Origin of the sequence: Actinoallomurus iriomotensis, from assembly GCF_030269445.1 — a bacterium.
Taxonomy (GTDB): domain Bacteria; phylum Actinomycetota; class Actinomycetes; order Streptosporangiales; family Streptosporangiaceae; genus Actinoallomurus; species Actinoallomurus iriomotensis.
Window position 1 is genome coordinate 484,355 of record NZ_BSTJ01000006.1, and the last position, 11,370, is coordinate 495,724.

The window sequence follows — 11,370 nt, forward strand, 5'->3', positions numbered from 1 at the left end:
CGCCGGACGGCGGCGACACACAGAGAGGTCTCAGCGGACACGGAGATACATCGTGGCCGGATACGGACAGGTCACTGCCTGGTCGCGGCCCGGCTCCGGCGGGGGATCTCCAGCGCGCTGTGCAGCTGGTAGCGGTCGGCGCGGTAGGTGGAGACGGCGAGTTCGACGCAGGTGCCGTTCATGAACGACCGCCGCTGGAGCAGCAGCACCGCGCTGCCGCGGGCGAGGTCGAGCAGCCGAGCGTCGGCCGTGTCGGCGATGCCGGCCTCGATGGTCTGCTCCCCGGCGTCGAACACGATCCCGAAGCGCGTCTCCAGCACGTCGTACAGCGACGCGTCGCTCAGCGGGGTGTCGGGCAGCCCCGGCGCGACGGTCAGCGGGATGTGCGAACGCTCGACGGCCATCGGCTCGCCGTCCGCGGTGCGCAGGCGTTCGACGACGTGCACCCCGGTGCCCGGCGGCACGTCGAACACCCGCGCCAGGTGGGCGTTGGCCGGCGTCGTACGGCGGTCGAGGTCGCGGGCGCCCGGTTCGAGGCCCCGGGCCCGCATGTCCTCGGTGAAGGACACGAGCCGCAGCGGCATCTCGATCTTGGGCCGGGCGACGAACGTGCCCTTGCCCGGCACGCGGTACAGCCGGCCCTCGGTAACGAGGTGGTCGACGGCCTGCCGTACCGTCATTCGTGACAGCCGGTACCGCTGGCACAGCTCCCGCTCGGACGGAATGGGCGCGTCCACCGGCAGTTCGGCGTCCTCGATCAGGTCGAGGAGGATCTCCCGGAGCTGGAAGTACTTGGGTACGGGGCTGGACGGATCGATCTTGCCCATGGGGTACCTCTGGCCGCGATGTCGGGGAGTGAAGTATGGTTCATACTGGTCTAGTCCGGACTAGACCACACGCCCAGTCAGCGTGTCAATGCAGGTCAGGACTACGAAGCCGTAACGACGCGATCACGCGTCGACCGACACGCGGAGCCGCGGATCCAACGGCAGCCAAGGAGATCCCATGCCTGAGACTTCGCGCATGCGCACCGAGATCGGTGAGCAGGCCACCGCGCTGAACGCGACGCTCGACGCGCTGTTGCCCCGCGTGGCCGAGGTCGGCGTCCTGGGCCGGGAGACCCGCCAGGTGCTGTTCATCGCGCGCGGTTCGTCCGACAACGCGGCGGTCTACGGAAGCTACCTGGCCCAGACGCACGCGGGCCGGCTCGCCACCCTCGCCTCGCCCTCGATCGCGACGACGTACAAGAAGAAGATCGACCTGTCCGGCGTGCTCGCGGTGGCGATCAGCCAGTCGGGTCGCACCGAGGAGATCGTCGAGACCCTCGACTGGGCCGCCGGCTGCGGCGCGCGCACCGTCGCGGTCACCAACGGCGAGGGTTCACCGCTCGCCGAGGCCGCCGAGCTCGCGCTCGTCACCCGGGCCGGCGACGAGATCGCCGTGCCCGCGACCAAGACCTACACCACCCAGCTCGCCGCCCTCGCCGTGCTCGGCATCGGCCTGGGCGCCGAGGTTGACCTCACCGACCTGCGCCGCGCGCCCGAGGAGGTCGACCGGCTGATCGCCGCGACCGAGGCCGCCGACGCGCTGCCCGAGATCGTGGAGGAGCTCGCGGGCGTGCCCGGCGCGGTCGTGTCCGGCCGGGGCATCGCGTACGGCACGGCGCTGGAGTTCGCGATCAAGCTGAAGGAGGCGTGCTACCTCCACGCGATGGGCCTGTCGTACGCCGACCTGCTGCACGGGCCGATCGCCGTCGTCGACGACGACACCCCGGCGCTCCTGGTCGCCGCCGACTCCGGGCCGACGCTTCCGGGCACGGTCGCGCTGGCCCGGCGGGTCACCGCTGCGGGCGCGAAGGCGTACGGCATCGGAGGCGGCCGTATGCTGGCCGATGCGTCCACGCTGGCGCTTCCCGGTCCGGACCTGCCGGAGTGGGTCGCGCCACTTGCTCTGATCGTGCCGGGTCAGCTGATCACCGAACGGCTGGCCCGACGCCTCGGGATCGACCCCGACATGCCGCGCGGCCTCGGCAAGGTGACGCAGACGGATTGATGATGGGGTCCGCTTCGACAAGGGAGACTGTGTGATGGCCGAGCGCCGTGTCACGGTGCAGACCGAGGCGGGGCTGCACGCCCGCCCCGCCGCGCTGTTCGTCCAGGCCGCGACGAAGGCGCCGATGGATGTGAGCGTGGGCCGGCCGGACGCCGATCCGGTCAACGCCAAGAGCATCCTGCTGGTGATCGGGCTCGACGTCCGCCATGGCGAGGAGATCGTGATCAGCGCCGAGGGAGACGGCGCCGACGCCGCCCTCGACGAGCTCGTCGCGACGGTGACCGCGAACGGTGCCTGACCGCCTGAGCGGTCTCGGCGTCAGCCCCGGCGCCGGCGCCGGACCGGTGCGCACGATCGCGGGCGCGGTCCCCGAACCCCCTGCGGGCGAACGCCACGGAGGTGACGCCGCCGCCGAGACGGCACGCGCCCTCGCGGCCCTCGAAGAGGTCGCCGCCGACCTCGAGAAGCGCGGCGACCGGGCCGGCGGCGAGGCGCGCGACGTCCTGGCCGCGCAGGCGATGATGGCCCGCGACCCGGGCCTGGCCGAGCTGGCCGGACAGAAGATCGCCGACGGCGGCTCGGCGCCGCGCGCGGTGTACGAGGCGTTCGGGGTGTTCCGCGACATGCTGGCCGGCGCGGGCGACTACATGGCCGCGCGCGTCGCCGACCTCGACGACATCCGCGACCGCACCGTCGCCGTGCTGCGCGGGCTGCCGATGCCGGGCGTGCCGGACTCCGACGAGCCGTTCGTGCTGGTCGCCCGCGACCTGGCGCCCGCCGACACCGCGCTCCTCGACCCCGCGAAGGTGGTCGCCTTCGTCACCGAGGAGGGCGGCCCGACCAGCCACACCGCGATCCTGGCACGCTCGATGGGCGTGCCGGCCGTGGTCGCCTGCCCGGGGTGCACCGCGCTCGCCGAGGGCACCGTCGTGCTCGTCGACGGCGGTTCCGGCGACGTACGCCCCGATCCGTCCGCCGAGGAGGTCGCCCGTGCCCGCGCGGTCGCCGGGGCGCGTTCGGCGGCGCTCGCGGCGACCGGCCCCGGCACGACCGCCGACGGGCACGCCGTGCCGCTGCTGGCCAACGTGGGCGGCCCGCAGGACGTCGCGGCGGCGCTCGAACACGGCGCGGAGGGCGTCGGCCTGTTCCGCACCGAGTTCCTGTTCCTGGACCGTACGACGCCGCCCGGCGAGGACGAGCAGGAGGCCGCCTACCGCGCGGTCCTTGAGGCCTTCCCGTACGTGGCGGTCCGCACCCTCGACGCGGGCGCCGACAAGCCTCTCGGCTTCCTGCCGGCGACGGGGGAGGAGCCCAACCCGGCCCTCGGCGAGCGCGGTCTGCGCATGCTGCGGCGGCACCCCGAGGTGCTCGCGGGCCAGCTCGCCGCCCTCGCCCGCGCCGCCCGCGGGCTGCCGGTGGAGCTGCTGGTGATGGCGCCGATGGTGGCGGACGCGGCGGAGGCACGGGAGTTCACCGAGACGTGCCGGACGGCCGGCATCACGCGCGCGGGCGTCATGATCGAGATTCCCGCCGCGGCGCTGAGGGCCCGTGACCTGGCCGCCGAGGCCGCCTTCTTCAGCATCGGCACCAACGACCTCGCCCAGTACGCCTTCGCGGCCGACCGGCAGCTGGGCGCCCTCAGCCGGCTCCAGGACCCCTGGCAGCCGGCACTGCTCGACCTGGTCGCGCTCACCGCGGAGGGCGCCGGCGGCAAGCCCTGCGGCGTCTGCGGCGAGGCGGCCGGCGACCCGGCGCTGGCCTGCGTGCTGACCGGGCTCGGCGTCACCTCCCTGTCGATGAGCCCACCCGCCCTGCGCGCCGTACGCGCCGCGCTCGCGGCCCACACACTCGACCAGTGCCGCCACGCCGCCACCGCCGCCCGCACCGCCCACAACGCCGATGAGGCCCGCCAAGCCGCACGCGAGGCCCTCCCCGGCCTGACCGCCCTGGGCCTGTAGCCTCCGAGCCGGAGACGCCCCGCCCACCGGGGCAGGGTTCCGGCGAAGTCGGGTGTTGCTGGTCAGGTGGTGCTTTCGAGGAGTGGCGTCGTTCAGTCGCGGGCGGTCAGGTGGTGCGAGATGAAATGGCGCCACCTGGCGATGGCCGTGGGCTTTGTCTCGCTGTGCGTGCCGGCGTAGCCGGCCAGTTGTTTGTCGGGTGATCCCAGCAGGTCGAACAGGGCCAGCTGCCCGTCCCTGGGAAAGACCTCGTCGTGCCACTGGATGTGGAAGAGGGCGGGGGCGGTGACCCGCCGGGCGTCCCTCGCGACGCGTGCCGGCACGGCCATGCCCTCATACATGGCCGCTACCTGCTGAAGACCGAACTTCCCGAGGACCACACAACGGAGTTCGTCGCCCATCGCGGCCGCGAGGGGAAGACCGAACCGTGCCCCCATGGACATTCCCAGATATCCGAGGCGGGAGGTGTCCACGAGGTCCAGAGCCCCAAGGGCGTCCACGGTCGCGCGCCATTCGTCCGTCATTCGGTCGAGGACGACCTCGATCCCCTCTGCCGCGATCCGTCGCTGATACTCCGCGACGGTCATCGGGGCGGGAACTCGGTCTCCGTGGTACGGCCCGTCGATCGCCAGCGCTGCGATGCCGGCGTGGGATGCGAACCATCGGGCCCGGTCGAGGATCCGCTCGCTTCGCTTGTGCCCGCTGCCTCCGTGTCCCAGCAAGACCAGGGGAGGCGTGGAGCCGGGAGAAGATGGGAGCCACAGTACGCCTGGAACCGCGCCCGCCGGTCGGCCAAGCCGAAACGATCGCTCGACGACCCCGCCGTGAGTTACCGGACGTTCGATCCACTCCAGTGTCTCGCGCACGAACATATCGAATCAGACGCGGCCGAGGCCGGTCTCAACATGCCGTCCGCGTCGACCAGGGCCGGCCACGCCGGCCCCTTGGGAGGTCATCAGGTGTCTGGGCACCGCGTGGACGCGGCGACCATGGCCGCGGCCGGGGCGCCGCGGCGGTGCCTCCCTCGGCCTCGCCCCCTTCCGGTCCCGTCTTTACCCAGGTGAGTCATGGCCGGTCGGCGTGCGGGGTTTGCTCTCCTCCGTGGGACTCATTAGCGTCATGCGGGTGCGACGGACGTTCGGGTGGAGGTTCGTGACCGCTCTCGCCGCTGGGGCGATGGCCGTTTCGGCGTGCCATGAGTCCGGTGCGCGGTCGGCCACCGGTCCCTCCCACACCACGCCCACGCGGGCCTCGGCGTCGCCGACGCCGGTCGCCCCGGAGGTCGCCCTCGTCAAGAAGATGAGCGTGCGCGAGAAGGTCGGGCAGCTGTTCATGCCGACCATCCCCGGCTCCACGCCCGCCCAGGCCGCCGCGCTGGTCGAGCGCTACCACCTCGGCGGGGTGATCTACTTCCCGGTCAACCTGCGCACCCCGCGCCAGACCGCGGAGCTGTCCAACGGCCTGCAGAAGGCCGCGATGAAGCACGGCGGCGTGCCGCTCGTCATCAGCACCGACGAGGAGCAGGGGCCCGTCTCGCGGCTGCCCTACATCACCCGCTTCCCCGCGAACAAGTCGCTCGCGTCCGGGAGGCATCCGGACGACAACGTCCGCACCGCCGCCCGGGTCACCGGCGAGGAGCTGCGCGCGGTCGGCATCAACCAGGACAACGCCCCCGACGCCGACGTCAACATCAACCCCAACAACCCGGTGATCGGCGTACGGTCGTTCGGCGCGGACCCGGAGAAGGTCGCCCATTTCGTCGGCGTGGCCATCGACGCGTACCGCGCGACCGGCGTGGCGGTCGTGGCCAAGCACTTCCCCGGGCACGGCGACACCGCCACCGACAGCCACACCGGCCTGCCGATCATCGACCACAGCAGGGCGACGTGGGAGCGCGTCGACGCGCCGCCGTTCAAGGCCGCGGTCGAGCACGACGCCGACGTCATCATGACCGCGCACATCGTCGTGCCGGGTCTGGACAAGTCGCGGCTCCCGGCCACGATGTCCAAGACCGTGCTGGGCGGGCTGCTCCGGGGCACGCTCGGCTACCGGGGCGTGATCATCACCGACTCCCTCCAGATGGCCGGCGCGACGATCAAGTTCGGGCCGGAGGAGGCGGCGGTACGCGCGGTCGTGGCCGGCGCGGACATGCTGCTCATGCCGCGGAACCTCGGCCGCGCCTACAACGCGGTGCTCGCGGCCGTGAAGTCGGGCCGGATCTCCCAGAGCCGCCTCGACGACGCGGTCACCCACATCCTTCACATGAAGTACGAGCGAGGGATGTTCCGCTCGCCGTACGTCGACGCGGCGAAGGCATCGCACGTCATCGGATCGAAGGAGCATCGGGAGGCGGCCCGCAAGGTGGCGGCCGACGTCCGTTCTGGCGGCTGATGTCCAATCTTGGCCGTTGACGTTCCTCCCTGCGCGTGACTAAGTTTCAGCTCGCTGGCCAGGGCCAGTCATTTTCTTTCGCGCATCTCGGGGGCGGAAGGAGTTACCGATGTCCCGTCGCCGACGGCTCATTGCCATAGGTGCGGCGTCAGTGGTGGCCGTGGCCGGTATCGGCTCAGGTACCGCCAACGCCGCACAGGCCGGGCACAAGCCCGGCAAGGACAAGCGCGTCCTGAAGATCCTCAACAAGATGACGCTCGAGGAGAAGGTCGCCCAGCTCTTCGTGCTCCAGGTGTACGGCACGAGCGCGGACACGACCGACCCCACGGCCGTCGCGGCCAACCAGAAGCTGTGGGGCGTCGACAACGCCCAGCAGCTGATCGCCAAGTACCACCCCGGCGGGATCATCTACTACTACGTCGATCCGCCCAACCTCGTCAGTCCCCAGCAGGTCGCCCATCTGTCCAACGGGATCCAGCAGGCGGCCATGCACACGCGTGTGCCGATCCCGGAGACCATCACCACGGACCAGGAGCAGGGCTCCATCGTCACGCGGGTCCCGGCGCCGTTCACGCAGTTCCCGGGCGCCCAGGCACTCGGCGCGGCCCGTTCGCCGAAGAACGCGTTCACCACGTCGAAGATCACCGGCGAGGAGCTCAAGGCGATCGGGATCACGCAGGACTACGCTCCCGACTCCGACGTGAACGTCAACCCGGCCAACCCGGTGATCGGTGTCCGGTCCCCGGGCTCCGACCCGTCGCTGGTGGCCCAGATCGCCTCCGCCGAGGTCGACGGCTACCAGGCCGCGGGCGTCATCGCCACGGCCAAGCACTTCCCGGGTCACGGCGACACCAACACCGACAGCCACACCGGTGTGCCGATCATCAACCACACCAAGGAGCAGTGGGAGAAGCTCGACCTCCCGCCGTTCAAGGCCGACATCGCGCACGGCGTCGACTCGATCATGACGGCGCACATCATCGTCCCGGCGCTGGACCCCTCCGGCGACCCGGCGACGCTGTCCAAGCCGATCCTCACCGGGATCCTCCGCGACCAGCTGCACTACAAGGGCGTCGTCGTCACCGACGCTCTCGGCATGGCCGGACTCCGGGCGAAGTACGGTGACGACCGGATCCCCGTGCTGGCGGTCAAGGCCGGCGTGGACCAGCTGGAGAAGCCGCCGGCGGACGCCGGCGGCAAGGGGCTGTACACCCTCCAGCGCGACTCCCTGGTCAACGCGGTCAAGAGCGGCGAGATCAGCGAAGCGCGCATCGACCAGTCCGTGTACCGGATCCTCGAGCAGAAGCTCAGCCACGGCCTGTTCCAGCACCCGTACGTGGACGAGAGCAAGGTCGCCAAGGTCGTCGGCACGCCGTCGCACCTCGCGACCGAGCAGAAGATCACCGACCAGACCACGACGCTCGTCAAGAACGCCGTGCTGCCGCTGCCCAAGGACAACCGCAAGGTGTTCGTGACCGGGTACGGCGTCACCACCACCCAGACGCTCGCGAACGACATCGGCAAGCGCGGGCCGGTCACGTCGGTCCTGCAGACGGGCACCAGCCCCACGCCGGCGACGATCGACAAGGCGGTGGCGCAGGCGAAGGACAACGACCTGACCGTCGTCACGACCAACGCCGCCTGGAACCTCGCCGTCAACGGCCCCGGGCAGATGAACCTCGTCAAGGCACTCGTCGCGACGGGCAAGCCGGTGGTCGTGGCGTCGGTGCGCGACGCGTACGACATCGGGTACTTCCCGGAGGCGCCGACCTACCTGGTGACGTACGGCTACACGCCCGCGTCGCTGGAGTCGCTCACCAAGGTGCTGTTCGGTGAGATCAGCCCGCAGGGCAAGCTGCCGGTCATGATCCCGGTGGCGGACCATCCCGACCAGACGCTCTACCCGTACGGGTACGGGCTGACGTTCAACAAGTGATCGAACGGGCGCGGGACGGCAACGGCGCCGTCCCGCGCCCGTTTCTAGCCTCCGGCGCGGTGGGCGGCGAGACGCGCGGCACCCACCGCGCCGTCGCCCGCCGGCGTGGGCTCGACGCCGAACCGGCTCACCAGGCCCGCGCGCACCCCGTCGGCGACCGGACCGCTCTCCAGCAGGGATCCGGAGACGACGAGGCCGAACCCGGCCGTCCCCTCCCGCGCGGCGAGCAGGTCGTCGAGCGCGGGGCGTACGGCGTCGGCGTCCTCCAGGAGATGCCGGACCGCCTCCGCGACGATCTCGACCGCGACCGGGTCGCCCTTCTCCGCCGCCGCGCTGACGCACGGCGCCACCTTGCCGATCGAGGCGGGCCGCTCGGCGTAGACCTTCCTGATGATCGCCTGGGGCAGATCGGACCCAGACCACGTACGGCCCGCGGTCGGCTCGCCGCTCGGCGCGACGATGGCCCGGTCGAGGCCCGTGAGGAGGGGCTCGGCCTCCTCGCCGAGGAGGGCGCGCGGCACGGTCTCGGCGAGGACCGTCGCCCGGCCGCGGCCGTCATAGGCACGCATCGCGGCGCGTACGCCCTCCCGCCCGATCCACACCGCGGACCCCTCGTCCCCGATCAGGTAGCCGTTGGCGTCGGAGCGACGCTCGATCTCACCGGCGTCGATGACGGCCGCGCCCGCGCCGGTGCCCGCGAGGATCACGATGCCGGTGCGCTCGGCGCTCCCGGCGGCGAACGCGACCGCGATGTCGGTGACCACCTCGGGCTCGCCCGGGACGCCCGCGGCGGCCCAGGCGGCGTTGGCGGAGGCGACCGCGCGCGGCCGGTTGGCGGCTCCGGCGCCGGCGATGCCGAAGACGCCGTGCACCACACGGGCCGGGTCGAGCTCCTCCAGGGCGGCCGTGAGAGCGGTGGTCAGCGCCTGCGTCAGCTCACCGGAGGTGCCGCCGCCGGAGTTGGGGTTGGCGCCGGGTCCGGTGCCGTAGCCCGCGACGACGCCGTCGAGCGTGACGATCGCCGCGCGCGTGCGGGTGCCGCCGGCGTCGACGCCGACCAGGTAGGGACCGATCGCGTTAGAGCACACATAGTGACGGTAGAACATCGGCCGTTCCCCGCGGAACATCAGCCGTTGACATCATCTGGTTTTCGTAAGAAACTTTCCGCCATGAGGAAGGTCGGGCCCGAATCCGGGCTGGGGGCCGACGCCACAGGCGCATCTCCACTCAGCACCGTCGTACGTGTCCGTTCGCTGCTGCCATCGCTGCCACCTGCGGAGGCGCGGGTCGCGCAGCGTGTCATCGACGATCCGGAGGCGGTCGCCAGCTCCACGATCACCGAGCTCGCCCAGGCGTGTGGCACCTCCGAGACCACGGTCATCAGGTTCTGCCGCGCGATCGGCTTCTCCGGCTATCCGGAGCTCAGGTTGACGCTGGCCACGGAGGCCGGCCGGGCACAGGGAGTGACCGGCGGCCGGGTCGTGGGCAGCGACATCAGCGCGGACGATACGCTGGAACAGATCGTCGAAAAGATCGCCTTCGCCGACGCGCGGGCGGTCGAGGAGACCGCCAACCAGCTCGACATCCAGGTGCTCGGCGAGGTGGTCACGGCGATCGCCGAGGCCCGCCGGGTCGACATCTACGGCGTCGGCGCCAGTGCCTTCGTGGCCTCGGACTTCCAGCAGAAGATGCACCGGATCGGCCGGACCTCCTACGCGTGGTCCGACGCGCACATCATGCTCACCAGCGCAGCGGTTCTCGACTCCTCGGACGTCGCCGTCGGGATCTCCCACACGGGGTCGACGGTGGAGACGATCGACGCCCTCAGCGTGGCCAAGCGCCGCGGCGCCACCACGGTGGCCCTCACCAACTTCCCCCGCTCTCCGATCGCCGACGCCGCCGACCTGGTGCTGACCACGGCGGCCAGGGAGACCACGTTCCGATCCGGAGCGACGGCGAGCCGGCTGGCCCAGCTCACCGTGATCGACTGCGTGTTCGTCGGTGTCGCGCAGCGTACGACCGAGATCAGCGAACATCTGGAGGCGACACTCGAGGCGGTCAGGGTCCGCCGGGTGCGTCCCGAGCGGAGGCGCAGGTGAACGACAGCATGCCCCTGGCGATGCTGGGGACCGTACCCACCGAGGTACGCAACCCCCGCACCACCGAGATCGACGTGCTGCCCACGCTGGAGATACTCCGTCTGATCAACAACGAGGACGCCACGGTGCCGGGCGCCGTGGCGGTGGCGTTGCCGCAGATGGCCAAGGTCGTCGACCTGGAGGTCGAGGCGTTGCGCGGCGGCGGCCGGGTGCACTACTTCGGCGCGGGCACGTCCGGGCGGCTCGCCGTCCTCGACGCGGCCGAGCTCCCGCCGACGTACGGCATCGACCCCGGCCTGGTGGTCGCGCACCACGCGGGCGGCATGGACGCCATCTCCCACGCGATCGAGAACGTCGAGGATGACGCCTCGCTCGGCGCCCGCGACGCGGGCGAGGTGAACGCCGGCGACGTCGCGGTCGGCATCACCGCCAGCGGGCGCACCCCCTATGTCGTGGGCGCGCTGCGGCAGGCCGCGGCCGCCGGCGCGCACACGGTGCTGATCAGCTCCAACCCGGCCGCGGCGGCCGGGGCGGAGGTCGAGGTGCACATCGCGGTGGACACCGGACCGGAGGCCGTGTCGGGCTCGACGCGGATGAAGGCCGGCACCGCGGCCAAGCTCGTGCTGAACGCCATGTCCACGGCGGTGATGGTGCGGCTCGGCCGCACCTACTCCAACCTCATGGTCAGCATGAGCGCGCTCAACTCCAAGCTCCGCGGACGTCTCGTCAAGATTCTGGTCGAGGCGACCGGCATGGACGCGGAGACGTGCGAGGCCGCCCTGGCCGATGCGGCCGGCGACACGCGCACCGCCCTTGTCTCCCTGTTGTGCGACGTCCCGTCGGGCCGGGCGGCCGAGGCGCTGGCCGGCGCCGGTGGCTCCGTCCGCGAGGCGATGCGCACGATTCGTGGAGACGCCTGATATCTCGGGGGTTA

At 71.7% G+C, this 11,370-nt stretch carries 10 protein-coding genes; 7 read left to right on the plus strand and 3 right to left on the minus strand.

All coding sequences use genetic code 11. The features are described from left to right. Window positions 1-71: 71 nt before the first annotated feature. A complete protein-coding gene (locus tag QSK37_RS26095) occupies window positions 72-827 on the minus strand; it encodes a GntR family transcriptional regulator (RefSeq protein ID WP_285579074.1) in 756 nt (251 codons plus the stop codon). A 196-nt stretch (window positions 828-1,023) separates the two neighbouring features. Here QSK37_RS26095 and QSK37_RS26100 point away from each other — a divergent pair, with 196 nt between their 5' ends. Genes QSK37_RS26100 through ptsP form a run of 3 tightly spaced genes read left to right on the plus strand, consistent with a single transcriptional unit; the run spans window position 1,024 to window position 4,010 of the window. Beyond that, the gene (locus tag QSK37_RS26100; RefSeq protein ID WP_432705605.1) at window positions 1,024-2,052 is read left to right on the plus strand and encodes an SIS domain-containing protein; all 1,029 of its coding nucleotides are present in this window, start codon (window positions 1,024-1,026) and stop codon (window positions 2,050-2,052) included. A 34-nt stretch (window positions 2,053-2,086) separates the two neighbouring features. Next, entirely contained in the window at window positions 2,087-2,350 is a 264-nt protein-coding gene (locus tag QSK37_RS26105) for an HPr family phosphocarrier protein (RefSeq protein ID WP_285579071.1), read from the plus strand. Continuing rightward, window positions 2,343-4,010: a phosphoenolpyruvate--protein phosphotransferase gene (ptsP, locus tag QSK37_RS26110; protein WP_285625891.1), complete on the plus strand. Its 1,668-nt coding sequence runs from the start codon at window positions 2,343-2,345 to the stop codon at window positions 4,008-4,010. The genes QSK37_RS26105 and ptsP overlap by 8 nt, the downstream gene beginning before the upstream one ends. A gap of 92 nt (window positions 4,011-4,102) precedes the next feature. On the opposite strand, the gene QSK37_RS51805 is transcribed toward ptsP, so the two are convergent. Next, window positions 4,103-4,597, minus strand: coding sequence for a dienelactone hydrolase family protein (locus tag QSK37_RS51805; RefSeq protein WP_432705598.1), 495 nt, complete (start codon window positions 4,595-4,597; stop codon window positions 4,103-4,105). 538 nt (window positions 4,598-5,135) lie between these two features. Here QSK37_RS51805 and QSK37_RS26120 point away from each other — a divergent pair. Both QSK37_RS26120 and QSK37_RS26125 read left to right on the plus strand, forming a co-directional pair. Beyond that, window positions 5,136-6,401 (plus strand): glycoside hydrolase family 3 protein, encoded by a 1,266-nt coding sequence (locus tag QSK37_RS26120; protein ID WP_285625897.1) that lies wholly within the window; start codon window positions 5,136-5,138, stop codon window positions 6,399-6,401. A 109-nt stretch (window positions 6,402-6,510) separates the two neighbouring features. Beyond that, a complete protein-coding gene (locus QSK37_RS26125; RefSeq protein WP_285625899.1) occupies window positions 6,511-8,337 on the plus strand; it encodes a glycoside hydrolase family 3 protein in 1,827 nt (608 codons plus the stop codon). Window positions 8,338-8,381: 44 nt separating this feature from the next. Here QSK37_RS26125 and QSK37_RS26130 read toward each other — a convergent pair whose 3' ends face one another. Then, entirely contained in the window at window positions 8,382-9,425 is a 1,044-nt protein-coding gene (locus QSK37_RS26130) for an N-acetylglucosamine kinase (RefSeq protein ID WP_285625902.1), read from the minus strand. Window positions 9,426-9,506: 81 nt separating this feature from the next. Here QSK37_RS26130 and QSK37_RS26135 point away from each other — a divergent pair, with 81 nt between their 5' ends. Beyond that, window positions 9,507-10,436 carry a MurR/RpiR family transcriptional regulator gene (locus QSK37_RS26135; protein WP_285579064.1) on the plus strand — a complete coding sequence of 310 codons (930 nt, stop codon included), beginning with the start codon at window positions 9,507-9,509 and terminating at the stop codon, window positions 10,434-10,436. A gap of 8 nt (window positions 10,437-10,444) precedes the next feature. Then, window positions 10,445-11,356, plus strand: a complete 912-nt coding sequence (locus tag QSK37_RS26140; protein ID WP_285626189.1) for an N-acetylmuramic acid 6-phosphate etherase — start codon at window positions 10,445-10,447, stop codon at window positions 11,354-11,356. Window positions 11,357-11,370: the final 14 nt, after the last annotated feature.